Origin of the sequence: Microcystis sp. M169S2 (assembly GCF_020245865.1) — a bacterium.
GTDB classification, from domain to species: domain Bacteria; phylum Cyanobacteriota; class Cyanobacteriia; order Cyanobacteriales; family Microcystaceae; genus Microcystis; species Microcystis ichthyoblabe_A.
The window spans coordinates 1-16,690 of record NZ_JADBUB010000028.1; the positions used below are offsets into that span (position 1 = coordinate 1).

Genomic DNA, 16,690 nt, shown 5'->3' on the forward strand with positions numbered 1-16,690 from the left:
CCCTTATCAAGCTATCCCTTATAGGGATCTTTCTTAACAATTTTTGCAGTAAGCACTCCAACCCTTATCCTGACTTGATTTCAGTTTTTTCTTTGTCAGTAAGGGTGTCAACAAGGAATATTAAAAATTGTTAACCGAGTCTTGAAAGCCTTGTGCTACAAAGGTTTGAAATGTTAAGAAAGATGTGACTAAAGGACAGCTTATCAAGGGGGGCAGGGGGATCGGCACCCCCCTTATCAAGGGGGGCAGGGGGGATCAGACGCAAAATCTATCTTCGATTTAATTATAACTACTTACTTAAGTCCTAACTTTTATCGTTACCGATCGCGTTATGTTGGAAATCAAAGACCTAAAAATTGCCTACCCGACCGAATTAAGTTCTCCCTCTTGGGCGATCGATGGGGTATCTTTGAGTATAGGCAAAGGGGAAACTCTGGGATTAGTAGGTGAATCCGGTTGTGGAAAATCGACCATCGGTAAGGCTATTTTAAGGTTATTACCTAATCGCACTCACGTGGAAGGTGAGATTACCTTTGAAGGGCGATCGCTTTTATCTTTATCTAGCAAACAGTTAGAAAAGTTTCGCGGGGAAGCGGTGGGATTAGTCTTTCAAGATCCGATGACGCGACTAGATCCGCTGATGACTATTGGCGATCATTGTGTGGAAACTTTGCAAGCCCATCGACGAAATTTAACCTATCGTCAAGCTAAAAATCAAGCTTGTACTGTCCTAGAAAAAGTGAAAATTCCCGCTAATCGTTGGTCCCAATATCCTCACGAATTTAGCGGGGGAATGCGGCAAAGAGTGGCTATTGCTTTAGCTTTATTATTAAACCCTAAGTTAATTATTGCCGATGAACCCACCACCAGTTTAGATGTGACAGTTTCGGCGGAAATTCTGCGGGAATTAAAGCGTTTATGTAGCGAGGAAGAGATGGGATTATTGTTAATTTCCCATGATTTAGCGATGGTGGGAGAATATTGCGATCAATTAGCGGTGATGAAGGGGGGCAAAATTGTCGAATCAGGAACGGTAAAAACAGTTTTTAATACACCTCAACACCCCTACACCCGTTCTCTTTTAGCCGCCGCTTTACACCTACAGTTAAGGGAGGAAAAATTAACAGCAATTCAAGGCAAAGAGACGGTGTTAAAGGTGGATAATTTAAAACAGTATTATACCCTAGAAGGTAACTTTTTAGATAGTTTTTTCAAAAAAGAAAAGAAATTTATTAAAGCGGTGGATGAAGTGAATTTTGAACTGTATCGAGGGGAAATCTTCGGTTTAGTTGGGGAGTCGGGGTGTGGGAAAAGTACCCTATCGCGAACCCTATTACAGTTAATTAAACCCACCGGGGGAAAAGTGGAATTTTTAGGAGAAGATTTAACCCCTTTGTCGGGGGAAAAAATGCGTCCAAAACGGCGCTTAATGCAGATGATTTTTCAGGATCCCCTCGCTTGTCTCAATCCTCTAATGACGGTGGGGGAAAGTATCGCTGATCCGCTTTTGATCCATCAAAAAGTTAGTCTAGAAACGGCAAAAAAACAGGTTTTAGAAATGTTAGATCGAGTCGGTTTGACACCGGTAGAGGAATTTTATCGACGCTATCCTAGGGAGTTATCGGGGGGACAACAGCAAAGGGTAGCCATTGCTCGCGCTTTAATTACTCGTCCGGAATTAGTTATTTGTGATGAACCAGTTAGTATGCTCGATGCTAGTGTACAGACACAGGTTTTAGAGTTAATGTTAGAGTTACAAAAGTTATTTAATCTCACTTATTTATTTATAACTCATGATCTTTGGTTAGCCAGATTCCTCTGCGATCGAATTGCGGTGATGACTGCGGGTAAAATTGTTGAAATGGGTGACACTGAACAGATTTTTAGCCATCCCCAACACCCCTACACCCAAAAATTAATCGCCGCAGCTCCGAGAATTTATCCCGACAGCAACTAAAATTGCTCTAGGGGTTTATAATTGTTATTGTCTAGATATATTTAGGAAAGACAAAATGACCAGACAACTTCAGATAAATCTCTCTGAAGATACTATGCAACTTCTTGATCGATGGTTGACAAGTAGTGATTATCCTGAAAAAGAATATAATAATTTAATTAATGAAGCGATTAAATTATATATTATGGAACAACAGAGAAACTACCTCAAGCAACAATTAAAGGAAGGAGCTATTGTTAGAGCAGAAAGAGATTTAAATTTAGTACAAGATTGGTTTTCTCTAGAGGAAGAACTATGGTAGTAACTGAGATTTATCCGCACAAAGGAGATATATATTTAGTTAATTTTGATCCAACTGTCGGCTCAGAAATTCAAAAAACACGCCCTGCTTTAATCATACAAAATGATTTAGCAAATCGGTATAGTCCCATTGTTATTGTTGCGGGCATAACAAGCAAATTTCAAGACCCATTGTATCCGACAGAAGTATTAATTAAAGCTTCATCACGAGGACTAAAGAATGACTCGGTAGTGCTTTTAAATCAAATCCGTTCTACTGATAAACAAAGATTAATTAGAAAGATTGGTGACATCTACACAGAAGAAAGGCAGCAGATAGATCGAGCGATTCAAATTAGCTTAGGTTTAGTATAATCACTATTGATTATTTAATAAAAAATACATTAATTATTTATATTTAAAGCGTTTTTAATAAGAGGTAATTAAATTGATGATATTGTCAAAAATACAATTAGATGATATTATTTTAAATTATTGTTTATCAGCCAATTTAATCTTATCTATCAATTAATTAAGGGAATTACGACAACAATGATTATTTTTAAAGTTAAAAAACTGCTGAAAAAATTTGTCTTTAGTCTCCAAGAGGAAGGATGGAAACCAGCACTCAAAAAGACGAAACGAAAAATTATTAAAATTCTCACAGGAAAGAGTTCCTCTGAATTTGAAGAACAGGTGATCGAAAGTGCTAAACTAGCTGAACCCAGACCCCTAGAAATTGCCAGTAGTGACAATCCTTTAGTCTCGATTATTATTCCTGCTTATAACCAATTTGCCTACACCTTTAACTGTTTGGAATCCTTGTATGTTAACCTAAGTCCTGATTTAGCTTATGAAGTAATTATCGTTAATGATGCTTCTACTGATGACACCTTAGAACAATTAGCCACTTTAATTAAAGGAATTAAAGTATTAACTAATGCAGAAAACTCTGGTTTTATTCGTTCCTGTAATTATGGAGCTAGTCAAGCAAAAGGTCAATACCTATATTTTCTCAATAACGACACTCGTATTCTGGAAAATTGTCTAGAAAGTTTATTGAAATTAATCGTCAATAATCCCCAAGTTGGTGCGGTGGGTTCTAAGTTAATTTATGCTAATGGTAAACAACAAGAAGCGGGGGGAATTATCTGGAATTCTGCCGATGGTTGGAATTATGGACGCTTAGATAGTCCCGAGGAACCGGAATATAATTATGTGCGTCCCGTGGACTATTGTTCGGGGGCCAGTTTATTAGTTCCCACGGATTTATTTAAGCAATTAGGTGGTTTTTCTCAAGACTTTATCCCCGCATATTACGAAGATACAGACTTATGTTTTGCCCTCCGAGAATTGGGTTATCAAGTCCTCTATCAACCCCAATCTAACGTCATTCACTACGAAGGAATCACCTCGGGAACAGACCTTTCCAGTGGGATCAAACAATATCAAGTGATTAATCAAACTAAGTTTCGAGAAAAATGGTCAAAGGTATTAACTAAACACCTAGATAACGATCCTAATAATGTACCCAAAGCTGCCCGACGTTTACAAGGAAAACCGACAATTTTAGTCATTGATTCCTACGTTCCACTATACGATCGAGAATCCGGCTGTGTGCGTTTATTAAATATTCTTAAGCTACTGCTCAATTTAGGCTATTCAGTGATCTTCTTTCCCGATAATGGCTATCCTGAACAACCCTATACTTCCGTCCTGCAGCAGCTAGGAATTGAGGTTATTTATGGCACAGCGCAAAGATATAATCTAGAAGAAAAATTAATCAAATATTTACCTCTGATAGATGGAGTTTGGTTGTGTCGTCCCGAATTGTGCGATAAATATATGGATTTAATTCGCTTAAAAACAAAAGCACCAATTATTTATGATACAATTGACCTACATTTTCTGCGTTTAAAACGACAAAAAGACTATCTCGATCCCAGTTATCAAAATACTAGCTGGAGTTGGGAAACCTATCAGAAATTAGAGTTAAACTATGCTAACCAAGCGGAAGCAACCGTGGTAGTAACGGAAGACGAAAAGCAGGTTTTATCCTCTTTAGGAGTGAAAAATGTTTGGGTAATCCCCAATATCCATGAAGAAATTTCCCTGTCAGAAAAAGTTGCTTTTGACCAGCGATCGGGTTTAGTATTTATTGGTAGCTACAATCACCCTCCTAATATTGATGCCGTTAAGTGGTTATGTTTAGAAATTATGCCCTTAGTTTGGGCATCCCATCCCTATATTACCGTTAATTTATTGGGAAGTAACCTCAAGGATGAAGTGAAGGAATTGGCCAGTGATAAAGTAGTTGTCACCGGTTATGTTCCCGAAGTAGAACCCTATTTCCAAAAGAGTCGTGTTTTTGTCGCTCCCCTGCGATTTGGTGCGGGAATGAAGGGTAAAATAGGTCAAAGTCTCTCCCTCGGATTACCCACTATTACCACAAAAATTGGTGCGGAAGGTATGGGATTAATTGACCACCAAGATGTTTTAATTGCCGATACTGCCGAGGAATTTGCCCGCGCAGTGATCGAACTCTATGATAATATGGAATTGTGGCAAAAACTCGCTGATAATTCCCTAGAAACTATTAAGAGATACCAACCCGCTACCGTGCAAACTAACCTACAAGCTTTGTTATCGAATCTAGGAATTATTGCTAAAGATAGTTAACAAGAAAAAAGCTCACTTCTCCCACAGGTCTATTCTATGTCACTGAAATCAAATCAACTTTGGAATCCGCAATTTTGCAGATGTATCAGGCATTTGTATAGGATCAATTTAGGACAAGTTTTGACTTTTTTATTCTATAAACCTCTTGCATAATTAATTTTTGAGGTTTTATAAACGGCAAGAATAAGAATTAAATGGCGGCATAAAATCTGTAAATAGAGCATTTAATTATTCATTCTTAATTATCCTGACTCCTGACGACCGGCTACTGACTCCTGACTTCTGACTCCTGACTCCTAACCCTAACAACAATTTTTGATTTTTACAAGAGGTTTTATTAATATGCCAACTTATCGTGATATCTCCAGTCAAGCTTTTAAACATCCCCTAGATCAGCAAGCTGAACAAACCTTAAGATCAGTTCCGGGGTTTGATTTATTAGCGAAAAGTTTTTCCGAATATCTCTATGAACGTCCCCAGCAAATTTTATTAATGGGCAATGATCTAAAAGTCGGCCCGCGTCAATACGCCACTTTATACGGTATATATCGCCAATGTCTGCGGGATTTAGATATGTCCCCAGAACCGAATCTTTATGTCAGTCAAAACCCTTTAGCCAATGCCTATTCTTTGGGTTCAGAACATCCCTATATTGTCTTTAATACTGCCCTTTTAGACCTCTTAGATGAAGAAGAAATTCGAGTAATTCTTGCCCACGAATTAGGTCATTTAAAATGCGATCATAGTATTTTAATTCAAATGTCTTTTTGGGTGATGGGGGCGGCTAATTTCCTTGGGGACATCACTTTAGGACTAGGAAAAGCCATTACTACCGGTCTAGTTTATGCCTTTTATGAATGGCGCAGAAAAGCCGAATTATCAGCAGACAGAGCCGCTTTATTAGTCACTGATGATTTAAATTTAGTCCTGAGAACTTTAATGAAATGTGCGGGAGGAAGCCAAAAATATCTGCATGAATGCAACTTAGAAGAATTTATTCGTCAAGGGGAAGCCTACCGACAATTAGACCAAGATAACTTAAACCAGATTTATAAATTTCTCATTTATAATGGCGGTAATGGTTCCTTTTTAACCCATCCTTTTTCCGTGGAAAGAGTCCAGTATCTACAGCAATGGTTTAACTCGGAATCCTATCGTCAAATTCGCCGGGGAAACTATGCCAAAACAGGGGTAAAAAGCTCAATTAATGTTGATGCTAATAATAGCGAAAGCGAAAGATTGCAGCGACAAATAGCAGAACTACAAGCAGAAATTGAACGGGCAAAAAGACAAAGAAACCGTGAATAATCTATACGAAGGCAAAAGGCAAAAGGCGCTCATGCAAAAGGCGCTCATGCAAAAGGCAAAAGGCAGCTTTGTTCTCCCCACACCCCACACCCCACACCCCACACCCCACACCCCACACCCTTTACTGATCACTGAAAATTCTCTTGTCTGTGTTTTGCCGATTTGGTGGGTACAATAGAGATAGGGGAAACCAAGAATAGCAATTCTCCCTAGTATTATCTATACACACTTACCCCCACTCTCTTTTTTTTGTTCTACTGCCCATGCTCCAAGATACCCAATCCATTCGTTACTATCAAAGACTGACCGATGACATGGTGGATCTTTGGCACCGTGGCTCGCGTTTTGATGAGATCCGGCTATATGTAGAAGGCTATTTAGCCTGTTTACGCCATTCTAGTTCCATAGAACCCTATCTAATTCATCGTCTCGAAGAAGAAATATTTCGTTTTCTGCGAGATCCTTCTAATTTTGAATATCTCTCCCCCCAAACCCAAACCCAAACTGAGGCAGATTATGGCTATTATTAACCTTTACTCTTGCCTCATCTCCACAAGCAATTTAAATGCGCGGACAGCTGATCAGGACAATTGGGGATTTTTACGAGAGATTTACTGAGCTTGACAGGAACGAGATTCGGTCATCTGTAGAACAATAGTATCGATCGCTTTCACCAGAGCCTGTCCAGAAACCCGTTGATTATTAACGATAATGCTAAATAGCATCGGTTCTTGGTTGGGGTTTTCTAGATAACCCGATAGGGCCCGCACACCGGTAAGAGTGCCAGTTTTAGCGTAAACTGTGCCGGTGGCGGCCGTCTGACGCATCCGGTTTCTCAGGGTGCCACTAATTCCCGCTACCGGTAAGGAAGCATAGAAAGTATCGCGATTAGGAGAATAATACATCACCCGCAAAATTTCCACGATCGAGCGGGGAGTAGCGGTATTACGGCGGGATAATCCCGAACCATCGGCTAAACGAAAACCACTGGGATTGATGCCCAATTGTGCCAAGATGGCAGTAACATTTTTAGCACCGCCGATAAAGCGAAAAAGAGTGTCAGCGTAGAAATTATTACTTCTCTGATTAGTGATATTCACCCAATCGCGCAGGGATTTTTTGCGAATTGTCGTTTCCGGGTTCATCGCTTGTAAAGCGGCAGCCGTGGTAAATAACTTTGTATTAGAAGCAGGGATAAAATAGCGATCAGCGTTATGACTATAAATAACTGTTTGGCGATCTATAGATTCGATTAATATACCCCACTGATTGGGAGCTTGACTGATAATTTTATCGATATTTGCCCCAATCAATTGAGTGCAGGTATTATTGATGTTATTGTTTTCCGGCGGGGGAACGTATAATTCGATGGATTCGTTCGACGAGGAAGGAGCGGGATAAACAGACAGATTAACTTGAGCGATGCCAGGGTAGGCCAAAGCGATAGTGGCGACACTGGCCACTGTCAGGGAATTAAGGCAATTGAGGAGTTGTTTCATGCTGTGTTTGTGTAAGAGTCTGGTTTCCGTAAGCGTTCGCACTATTGTACCAGTTGCCGCTCAAGTGTCAAAGTTACCTTTCTAACAGATTTTAGCGGCTAATTTTCGGCAATGCCAGAGAAGAAAGCTGGCAATAGCCCGGAACTGCACTGATACCGCTTCTCAAGACCGGTTGGAATTTTTCTGGGTTCCAAAACTGGGCTATTTTGATACTGTTGACATTGCTGCTGACAATTTGGGGATAATAAAAGCAAAGTCTAGGAGAGATGATTCCAAAACAATGACGAATACCAGCCGTCAAACTGTGCTAGAGACGTTAAACTTACAAAAAACTTATCGGACAGGATTCTGGTTAAATAAAAAAATCGAATCCTTGAAAAACTGTACTTTAATTGTCCATGAGGGCGAAACTTTTGGATTATTAGGCCCGAACGGAGCCGGCAAAACCACGCTCTTAAAAACCCTTTTGGGGATTGTCCGACCCACTTCCGGACGGGCCTTGATTCTCGGTCAACCAATTGGCGATCGCTCGGTCAGACAACGCATCGGCTATCTTCCCGAAAATGCCTACTACTACGACTATCTTACCGGCTGGGAATTCCTACAATTAATCGGCGGCATTTTTAAGATCCCCTCTTTTCTGCAGAAAAAACGCATTCCTGAATTATTGGATTTAGTGGGATTAGACCGCAAAACTGCCCAGAAAAAACAATTGCGTCAATATTCTAAGGGGATGATGCAACGGATCGGTATAGCTCAAGCATTAATCAATGATCCAGAATTAGTCTTTCTCGATGAACCGATGTCGGGACTGGACCCTATCGGTCGCTATCAGGTGCGAGAAATTATTCAATCCCTCAAACAAAGGGGGAAAACCATCTTTTTTAACTCTCATATTCTCTCCGATGTGGAACAAATTTGCGATCGCATTGCCCTGTTAGCTCGGGGAGAATTACTTTGTGTCGGTTCCCTCGACCAAATTCTCGGTCGTGCTGATGTCTATCAGGTGATTGTTCAAGGTGGTAGGGAGGAGCAACTACAGCAATGGCTCCTCGGTTTGCATTGGCGCGATAATTGTTGGCACGGACAATTACAGGGAGAACCCGATGCTTTTCTGGCTGCCCTGTCTAGTATAGATGCTCGCTTGATCAGTCTTAATTTAGCTCGTGCTTCCCTAGAAGAATTTTTTATCGACCAATTACGTCAGCGCGGTATTGCCTCTAGTCAATAGGCACTCTCAGAGCAAATCCGTTTTTAATAGTAGCCAAGAAACATCCTCTCAGATTTGGTCAGGATTAATGCCCAATTCCCGCAGTTTATTGGCTAATCTTTCCGCTCGTTGTTTTTCCTCGTTATAGCTGGTGAAAGCTTGTCCATCGGGATAAAAAAGCAACATTTCTGGTTCCCCCAACTGAAAACGAATACCTAAACGGGGACTAACCCAATTATCGAGAGTTTCCAGAATTTCTAGCTGATTTTCCCCTCTTATCCAACCACTGGCATCATTTTTATGGGGATCATAAAGATAATACTCCTCGACCCCATAACGCTGATAAAATAGCTGTTTTTTGGCCATTTCCGTGAGAGTGTTACCCGGAGAGAGGATTTCAAAAACCACCTGGGGACTAATGTTATTTTCTAGCCATTGTCGATAGGAACCCCTTTCCCCTTTTGGTCTTCCAAAAACCACCATGATATCCGGCGCTTGACGCAGTTTATTATCATTTTCCACGGGATACCAAAGTAAATCCCCCGCAACAAAGACATCAGACTGATCGCGAAATAGCCAGTCTAAATTAGTTTTAATTGTTGTGATCCAACGAAATTGCAAGGTATTATCGGCCATAGGTTGACTATCGCTATCGGGGTAGATAATTTCAGTGACGTTAGTTTTATCTAGTTGCGAAACCATAAGACTAAGTTAAAAGTAAAAAATATAATTCTATAATAGCGGGCATTTGTATTATATAGCAATTCGTCGTCTGGGTTAGCAATGCGTAACCAACCGCCAGGATCCTAGACAGTGCCAAATTGCTGTGTTAGAGTGATAAATACTAGGAATAATCAGTCAATCTTCCTATACTAGCCCCTATGCAAGCATCGGTAGTTACTCTTCAAGAAATTATTCAAGGCAACACACAATATATAATTCCACTATTTCAGCGCACTTATAGTTGGAAAAAGAAAGATTGGGAAGATTTATGGGATGACATAAGCTATTTGTACGGTCAAGAAAACCCTCGTCCCCATTTTATGGGTTCGATAGTTAAAACTCAAGTTTCGCCTAACTCCGGCGTGGTCAATAAATATCTGCTAATTGATGGACAGCAACGTTTAACGACTATTTTTCTGCTCTTTGCTGCTTTGCGAGACGTAGCGAAAGACCAACAAGAACAGGATTTAAGCGCAGAAATTGACAAAACATTTCTTGTTAATCCCTTTAAAAAAGGTTCTGATTACTTTAAAATTCAACCTACTCAGTTAGACCTAGAATATTTTCAGTCTGTAATCCGTGGCAAAATCATCGACAAAGAAAATACCATATCCCAGTGTTATTTCTTTTTTAAAAGAAAGATTAATGAACAATCATATTCGTTAGCTAAACTAACAGAAGTTATCTGTAATCACTTATCTTTGGTCAATATAACTCTTGGTAATGACGACGATCCCTACCTAGTATTTGAAAGTTTGAATGCCACGGGGCAGCCTTTAACTGAGGCCGATTTAATTCGTAATCATTTATTTATGAACGTTCGTCAAGAGGAGCAACAGACACTATATGATAGATACTGGCTGCCGATGCAGGAAAAATTAGGAGATAATTTAACAGAATTTATCCGTCACTATTTGTCAAAAAGTGGGGCAGAAATTAGAAATAACGAAATTTATTCTGCCTTTAAAAATAAACTAGCTGATAATAATCCCGCTCTCTATATAGAGGACTTATATACATTTTCCATGTATTATGCCAAACTAATCACTCCCAAGCTGGAAAATAATTCTAGTATTCGTAAATATCTCGATTCTTTTCAGCGTCTAGAGGTCTCTACTATCTATCCATTTCTTTTAAATTGTTATGATGACTGGGGAAATAGCAAATTATCTGAAAAGGACTTTATAGAGGTTTTAAAAACCCTTGAAAACTTTCTTGTCCGTCGTTTTGTTTGTGGTATTCAGACTCGCGGACTTAATAAAACTTTTGCTTTACTATATTCCCAAGTTCAAAAAGATGCTGCTTTAAACTCTGAACCTTTTATTAAAAGATTAAAAATCTCTCTTCAAAAGAAAGACTACCCAAAAGATAATGATTTTAAAGAAAAGTTAATCACCATCAAACTATACGGAGGAAATCGCAGCGAAAAAGCGAAAATTATTCTCGGTGCGATCGAAGAATCTTTTGGTCATCGAGAAACTGTAGATTTAAGTGATTCTCGCCTGACTATTGAACATATTATGCCGCAAAAATTAAATGATAAGTGGAGGGATTATTTAGGAACAGATGCAGATATTACCCATCAACTTCTTGTGCATACTTTAGGTAATTTAACCCTGACGGCTTATAATGGAGAACTGGCGGATAAAGATTTTTCTCACAAGAAAGAAGAACTCCATAAAAGCCATCTCGAAATCAATAAATACTTTGATAGTATTAACTCATGGCAAAAAGAAGATATCGAACAACGTGCTGAATATTTGACCGACCGTGTTATAAAAATTTGGAGTTATTTTGGCGATGATTCGCTGCCGGTCAATGAAACTGCATCTGTCAAGGATACAAAACCCAAAAAACTAATTATTCGTGGTAAACAACAAACAGTTAAAACTTGGAAAGATGTACTAATTTGTACTCTGAATACCCTCTACGATCTAGACCCTGAAAAGTTTCAAGAGATTGTGCTAGAGTTTCCTCGCTTTTTATCGAAAGATGACACAAAATTTCGCCGACCTCAAAAACTTGAAAATAATGTTTTTATAGTAGAAACTAATTTCTCGGCCAAAGATATCTACTATTTTTGTGTAAAAGTAGTAGAAACTATGGGATTATCCTCAGAGGATTGGTCAGTCGAGAGAGAACCTAAATAATCACTCCACCATCTCTTGACAAATAGGATAAATTGTGCATTACTATATCTCCCTCCATCCTGATATTTTTCTGAAGCTAGAAGGGTATAGTAAGAAAGATTCCGATCACCGCTTATTGAGATAAATCTATTATGCTGATTTACTTTATTCATGGAGTGGCCACAAGAGACGCTAGTTATGCCAATAAATTAATTAAACTAATTGAAGAAGAATGTAAACGCAAAAATCTGGCGATTCCCTACTGTTATGCGGGATTTTGGGGAAATGTCCTCAAAGGAACCGAAAAATTATGGCGAGATATCGAGCAAGAATTACAGACACAAAAACAGAAAAATAGTAATTTTAACCCCGAGCAATCCTTTCGCTATCAAAATTTTAGAAAAGAGTATTTATCTTATTTTATCGGTGACGCATTTAGCTATTTAGGCAGCGATCGAGGAACCCAAATTCGCCGCATTATTGCCGATCAATTAATCGATCTTGTTCAAGCTTATCCCCAGGAAACCGAATTACATATAGTCGCCCATTCTTTGGGTACTGTAATCCTTTGGGATCTGTTATTTTCTGAGCGTTTTGATCCTAAGGATCCCGCTCATGAAATTCGTAATCTTATCGGTAAAGAACGGGGCAAACTTTCCCTATCTAGTGTGACAACAATGGGTTCACCGATCCCATTTTTAAATCTAACTCTAGGCATTGATACCAATCAAATTGAAAAATTTATTAGCCAGCATCAAGGCCAGCGTTTGCTCTGGAATAATCTGATCAATTCCTCCGATATTATCGCTTATCCAATTCGTCCTCTTTTTGATTCTATAACCGATGTATCCAAGATTTTAATGAGCGATTATTATCTAGAAGCGACTGGCAATATTTTTGATTCCGTAGAAATTGCTGCTGTTGTCTTAAATTCCCTTAATGCTCATACCTATTACCTAGCATCAGATAAAGTGGCCAAAAATATCGTAGAGACAATTTATTTTGATCAGCACGATTATAATCATGGTCATAGTTACAGTGATAACACTTGTGTTGATCTTGCCATAGAAAGAATAGCTAAAATATCTGGAGTGACTAAAGATGTGGTAAAAATGAAACCTTTAAAAGAAAAAATATTACTAGAAGGTAAATTTAAAGATGCCAGTGGTTATATTTATTTAAGCTCAGATTTATATCGTGTCCATCATGTTTATATACAGGACAATCATCAAAATATTGTATATGCTGTATATGTGGGCTGGATTCATGTAGAGGGATTAAAAAATTCTGTCACCGAAATCATCAGACAACTATGTTATGTCAACGATGAAGCAAAGAATAGCTAATAGCTGCGCTATACTGCCATTATTGAGATTAAACCAGCATTTATGAATCAATTCCCCCGTATTCTAGCACTCGATTTTGATGGTGTTCTTTGTGATGGCATGATCGAGTATTTTCAGATTAGCAAACGCACCTATGAAACCCTTTGGCCGGAAACAATTCCCGAGGATTTTTTCCCGAGGTTTTCGCAACTTCGTCCCGTTATCGAAACCGGTTGGGAAATGCCTTTACTGTTGCGATCGCTCGTTCTCGGTATTCCCGACGAGGAAGCTTTAAATAATTGGCCGTCAATTGCTCAAAATCTGCTAGAAAGGGAGAAAATAGCGAAAAAAGTTCTCTCTAATGCTCTCGATGGTCTTAGGGATCAATGGATTGAGTCGGATCTAGAGTCTTGGTTAGCCTTACATCAATTTTATCAACCCGCGATCAATCGCCTGGCCTCTCTTTTAGACTCGGATTTTTTGGTTTATATCATCACTACAAAAGAAAGTCGTTTTGTCAAGCAATTGTTACAAAAAGTAGCAATTAATTTTCCGGCAGCGAGATTAATTGGCAAGGAAATTAAACAGCCGAAATACCTGACTATTCAGCAAATACTGGCTGATTTACCAGAATCTCCCGCTAATTTGTGGTTTGTCGAGGATCGTCTCGATGCTTTGGAATTAGTGCAGCAACAAGCAGATTTAAACGATGTGGGCTTATATTTAGCCGATTGGGGCTATAATACCGCCCAAATGCGCCAAAAAGTCGCTCAAGATACCCGTATTAAACTGTTATCCCTATCTCAATTTGCGGCAGACTTCACCCACTGGTAGAGTCACTGACGAAAAATATTAAAACTTCCCCCATTACCCCATGAGTATTGTTAAGCTTTCTTCATACACTTGTACTAATTGTCAATTTCTTCTACAATGGTCATAGGTCGATATTCCAAAAATTTTGTGGAGCTATGATTGACTGCCTGACTGTGGCTCGCTACTTTATTATCAGAGCTTACGAGGATGGTATAGACGCTGAAATGACTAATATGAAAGTCCAAAAGCTTTTATATTATGCACAGAGCTTGCATTTGGCCCTATACGATGAACCATTGTTTAAGGAGGAAATTCAAGCATGGCGTTACGGTCCGGTTTGTCCTGCTGCTTATAAGTTCTACAGTGATTTTGAGGCTGAACAATTACCAATTCCTCGCCAAGAATCCTTGTCTGGGCTGCCATCGGAGAAAAAAGAACTTTTAGAAGAAATTTGGCAATATTTCGGTAACTACCACGCCTATAGGTTGAGTGATATGACTCATGCGGAATTTCCTTGGAAAAAGGCTCGTAAAGGTCTGCTACCAGAAGAAAGTTCCACAGAGCCAATTCTCCTTGATGATATGAAAGCATTAGGTTATCAAAAGCTTGATTTGATAGAACAGGAACATCCGGCCTACAAAGCAGCCATGTCTGAAGTTTTGAAGGAGGCATTGGCGACGGAATCTTCTCATCGTATTGGGAAAGGAGAAGTGCATGACTGGCTCAATTCCTTTCTCGATTGAATCTTCTGACAACTTCGAGCGCTCTTTCAAAAAACTGGCAAAAGTTCACAAAAATAGCTTTGTTGAACTTATTACCAAAACTTTAGAGGATTTAATCGACGAACAATATCCCCATAACTCCCGCCAGGAACCTCTACCGGGGAAAATTCAGTTGCCGGAAGGCTGGACTTTTCATAAGCTCGATATCCGGATTTCAAAAGGTGCTGCGGGGCAAATTAGATTAATGTATTTGGTGAGCGCGACTACCTACACAATTAAACTGGTTTGGATTTACAGCCATGAGCAGTTTGTCAAACGTCCTGCTGATGCCGATTTAAAAGCTATTATCCGAGATATTCTGGATTTTTAGGCAGAAATCTACTTCTTGCTGGGTTAGGACGCATATTAAACTGATGGGTAAATTATCTAACTTATCGTCGTCTAACCCACCCGACATTATCTGTTATACTAAAAAGCGTAGTCGTTATGAGTTGCATTTACGGTTATGACTGTCGAGAATTTAGTCGTTATTGGTTCGGGACCGGCGGGATATACGGCGGCGATTTATGCGGCGCGTGCGAACTTAAAACCCTTGATGTTTGAGGGTTTCCAAGCGGGAGGTATTCCGGGGGGACAATTGATGACCACCACAGAAGTAGAAAATTTCCCCGGTTTTCCCGAAGGAATTACCGGTCCGAAGCTAATGGAAAGAATGAAGGAACAGGCCGAAAGATGGGGGACCCAATGCTATACCGAAGATGTTATCTCGGTGGATTTAAGTCAGCGTCCTTTTACCATTCGTTCCACGGACCGGGAAGTGAAGGCCAATAGTATTATTATCGCCACAGGAGCCACTGCCAAACGCTTAGGACTACCCAGCGAGGCCCAATTCTGGAGTAACGGCATTTCCGCTTGTGCTATCTGTGACGGTGCTACACCGATATTTAGAGAGGAAAACCTCGCTGTCATCGGTGGCGGTGACTCCGCAGCCGAAGAAGCCGTATATTTAACTAAATACGGCTCTCACGTCCATTTATTGATACGCGGGGAAGCGATGCGTGCCTCGAAAGCAATGCAGGACCGGGTGTTAAATAATCCGAAAGTTACCGTTCATTTTCACACCCAAGCACTGGATGTGTTCGGTACAGGCAGTAAAATGGCAGGATTACGCATTAAAAACTCGCAAACGGGAGAAATCAGTGAATTAGCCGTTAGAGGGTTATTTTATGCCGTCGGTCACACTCCCAATACTTCCCTATTCCAAGGACAACTAGAATTAGACGAGGTGGGTTATGTGAAAGTCAAACCGGGGACTGTTGCTACCAGCGTCGAGGGGGTTTTTGCCGCAGGAGACGTACAGGACCACGAATACCGTCAGGCAATCACTGCCGCAGGTACGGGGTGTATGGCGGCGTTATTGGCAGAAAGATGGTTATCGGAGCATAATTTAATCCAAGAATACCGTCAATCAGCCACTTCTGAACATTACGAGACGAAAACCGTTAGCGAAACCCCGGCCGATACGGAGGAAACTTTTGATATTAACAAAACTCGTCACGTTGGGGGTTATGCTTTGCGGAAATTATTCCACGACGGCGATCGCTTGTTAATGGTAAAATATGTTTCTCCCACCTGTGGCCCCTGTAAAACCCTGAAACCGATTTTAGATAAAGTGGTCGATGAGTACGATGGCAAAATTTATTTTGTGGAAATTGACATCGAAGCTGACCTGGAAATTGCCAAAATGGGTCAAGTAACTGGGACTCCCACGGTACAATTCTTTAAGGACCGGGAATTAGTCAAGGAAATGCGCGGAGTCAAACAAAAAAGCGATTTTCGTCAAGTAATTGAGAGTTATCAATAATCAGTTATCAGTTATCAGTTATCAGTTATCAGATGTGAGTTTTGAGTTTACTGTTTACTGAAAAAGCTCCCCACACCCCACACCCCACACCCCACACCCCACACCCCACACCCCACACCCCACACCCCACACCCCACACCCCACACCCCACACCCCACACCCCACACCCCACACCCCACACC

The 16,690-nt window shown here is 40.1% G+C and carries 16 protein-coding genes; 14 read left to right on the forward strand and 2 right to left on the reverse strand.

Going from position 1 to position 16,690, the window contains the following annotated elements; translation table 11 throughout:
- The first annotated feature begins 331 nt into the window (after positions 1-331).
- The 7 genes from IM485_RS02700 (at position 332) to IM485_RS02730 (ending at position 6,753) form a co-directional block, all read left to right on the forward strand.
- Complete coding sequence (locus IM485_RS02700; protein WP_287741082.1) at positions 332-1,957, forward strand: dipeptide ABC transporter ATP-binding protein; 1,626 nt, start codon at positions 332-334, stop codon at positions 1,955-1,957.
- A 55-nt stretch (positions 1,958-2,012) separates the two neighbouring features.
- On the forward strand, positions 2,013-2,258 hold the full coding sequence (locus IM485_RS02705) for a hypothetical protein (protein ID WP_104395309.1): 246 nt from the start codon (positions 2,013-2,015) through the stop codon (positions 2,256-2,258).
- Complete coding sequence (locus IM485_RS02710; protein WP_238141808.1) at positions 2,252-2,611, forward strand: type II toxin-antitoxin system PemK/MazF family toxin; 360 nt, start codon at positions 2,252-2,254, stop codon at positions 2,609-2,611. Before IM485_RS02705 ends, IM485_RS02710 begins: the two co-directional genes overlap by 7 nt.
- A 177-nt stretch (positions 2,612-2,788) precedes the next feature.
- Positions 2,789-4,915: a glycosyltransferase gene (locus tag IM485_RS02715; protein ID WP_287741088.1), complete on the forward strand. Its 2,127-nt coding sequence runs from the start codon at positions 2,789-2,791 to the stop codon at positions 4,913-4,915.
- 342 nt (positions 4,916-5,257) lie between these two features.
- Positions 5,258-6,223 carry a M48 family metallopeptidase gene (locus tag IM485_RS02720; RefSeq protein WP_287741091.1) on the forward strand — a complete coding sequence of 322 codons (966 nt, stop codon included), beginning with the start codon at positions 5,258-5,260 and terminating at the stop codon, positions 6,221-6,223.
- Positions 6,216-6,401, forward strand: coding sequence for a hypothetical protein (locus tag IM485_RS02725; protein WP_287741094.1), 186 nt, complete (start codon positions 6,216-6,218; stop codon positions 6,399-6,401). The genes IM485_RS02720 and IM485_RS02725 overlap by 8 nt, the downstream gene beginning before the upstream one ends.
- An 85-nt stretch (positions 6,402-6,486) precedes the next feature.
- Entirely contained in the window at positions 6,487-6,753 is a 267-nt protein-coding gene (locus tag IM485_RS02730; protein WP_002759637.1) for a DUF6761 family protein, read from the forward strand.
- 81 nt (positions 6,754-6,834) lie between these two features.
- On the opposite strand, the gene dacB is transcribed toward IM485_RS02730, so the two are convergent.
- On the reverse strand, positions 6,835-7,722 hold the full coding sequence (dacB, locus tag IM485_RS02735) for a D-alanyl-D-alanine carboxypeptidase/D-alanyl-D-alanine endopeptidase (RefSeq protein WP_287741097.1): 888 nt from the start codon (positions 7,720-7,722) through the stop codon (positions 6,835-6,837).
- Between the two features lie 280 nt (positions 7,723-8,002).
- Between dacB and IM485_RS02740 the strand changes: the two genes are divergently transcribed.
- Complete coding sequence (locus IM485_RS02740; RefSeq protein WP_194015602.1) at positions 8,003-8,953, forward strand: ABC transporter ATP-binding protein; 951 nt, start codon at positions 8,003-8,005, stop codon at positions 8,951-8,953.
- A gap of 48 nt (positions 8,954-9,001) precedes the next feature.
- Here IM485_RS02740 and IM485_RS02745 read toward each other — a convergent pair whose 3' ends face one another.
- Positions 9,002-9,634, reverse strand: a complete 633-nt coding sequence (locus tag IM485_RS02745; protein ID WP_104395303.1) for a Uma2 family endonuclease — start codon at positions 9,632-9,634, stop codon at positions 9,002-9,004.
- A gap of 179 nt (positions 9,635-9,813) precedes the next feature.
- Between IM485_RS02745 and IM485_RS02750 the strand changes: the two genes are divergently transcribed.
- From IM485_RS02750 to trxB, 6 genes are all read left to right on the forward strand, one after another.
- Positions 9,814-11,805, forward strand: coding sequence for a DUF262 domain-containing protein (locus IM485_RS02750; RefSeq protein ID WP_104395302.1), 1,992 nt, complete (start codon positions 9,814-9,816; stop codon positions 11,803-11,805).
- Positions 11,806-11,936: 131 nt separating this feature from the next.
- Positions 11,937-13,130: a lipase family protein gene (locus IM485_RS02755; RefSeq protein WP_287741103.1), complete on the forward strand. Its 1,194-nt coding sequence runs from the start codon at positions 11,937-11,939 to the stop codon at positions 13,128-13,130.
- Positions 13,131-13,172: 42 nt separating this feature from the next.
- Entirely contained in the window at positions 13,173-13,943 is a 771-nt protein-coding gene (locus IM485_RS02760) for an HAD family hydrolase (protein WP_287741106.1), read from the forward strand.
- A gap of 134 nt (positions 13,944-14,077) precedes the next feature.
- Entirely contained in the window at positions 14,078-14,665 is a 588-nt protein-coding gene (locus tag IM485_RS02765) for a Panacea domain-containing protein (protein WP_272081275.1), read from the forward strand.
- Complete coding sequence (locus IM485_RS02770) at positions 14,637-15,014, forward strand: hypothetical protein (RefSeq protein WP_287741112.1); 378 nt, start codon at positions 14,637-14,639, stop codon at positions 15,012-15,014. The genes IM485_RS02765 and IM485_RS02770 overlap by 29 nt, the downstream gene beginning before the upstream one ends.
- A 135-nt stretch (positions 15,015-15,149) precedes the next feature.
- Complete coding sequence (trxB, locus tag IM485_RS02775; RefSeq protein WP_287741114.1) at positions 15,150-16,508, forward strand: thioredoxin-disulfide reductase; 1,359 nt, start codon at positions 15,150-15,152, stop codon at positions 16,506-16,508.
- The last annotated feature ends 182 nt before the right edge of the window (positions 16,509-16,690 follow it).

Coding starts and splice junctions, on each gene's coding strand:
- IM485_RS02760 (WP_287741106.1), top strand. CDS start 13,173: ATGAATCAATTCCCCCGTATTCTAGCACTCGATTTTGATGGTGTTCTT.
- IM485_RS02700 (WP_287741082.1), top strand. CDS start 332: ATGTTGGAAATCAAAGACCTAAAAATTGCCTACCCGACCGAATTAAGT.
- IM485_RS02720 (WP_287741091.1), top strand. CDS start 5,258: ATGCCAACTTATCGTGATATCTCCAGTCAAGCTTTTAAACATCCCCTA.
- IM485_RS02710 (WP_238141808.1), top strand. CDS start 2,252: ATGGTAGTAACTGAGATTTATCCGCACAAAGGAGATATATATTTAGTT.
- IM485_RS02770 (WP_287741112.1), top strand. CDS start 14,637: ATGACTGGCTCAATTCCTTTCTCGATTGAATCTTCTGACAACTTCGAG.
- IM485_RS02750 (WP_104395302.1), top strand. CDS start 9,814: ATGCAAGCATCGGTAGTTACTCTTCAAGAAATTATTCAAGGCAACACA.
- IM485_RS02740 (WP_194015602.1), top strand. CDS start 8,003: ATGACGAATACCAGCCGTCAAACTGTGCTAGAGACGTTAAACTTACAA.
- IM485_RS02730 (WP_002759637.1), top strand. CDS start 6,487: ATGCTCCAAGATACCCAATCCATTCGTTACTATCAAAGACTGACCGAT.
- IM485_RS02755 (WP_287741103.1), top strand. CDS start 11,937: ATGCTGATTTACTTTATTCATGGAGTGGCCACAAGAGACGCTAGTTAT.
- dacB (WP_287741097.1), bottom strand. CDS start 7,722: ATGAAACAACTCCTCAATTGCCTTAATTCCCTGACAGTGGCCAGTGTC.
- IM485_RS02765 (WP_272081275.1), top strand. CDS start 14,078: ATGATTGACTGCCTGACTGTGGCTCGCTACTTTATTATCAGAGCTTAC.
- IM485_RS02745 (WP_104395303.1), bottom strand. CDS start 9,634: ATGGTTTCGCAACTAGATAAAACTAACGTCACTGAAATTATCTACCCC.
- IM485_RS02705 (WP_104395309.1), top strand. CDS start 2,013: ATGACCAGACAACTTCAGATAAATCTCTCTGAAGATACTATGCAACTT.
- trxB (WP_287741114.1), top strand. CDS start 15,150: ATGACTGTCGAGAATTTAGTCGTTATTGGTTCGGGACCGGCGGGATAT.
- IM485_RS02715 (WP_287741088.1), top strand. CDS start 2,789: ATGATTATTTTTAAAGTTAAAAAACTGCTGAAAAAATTTGTCTTTAGT.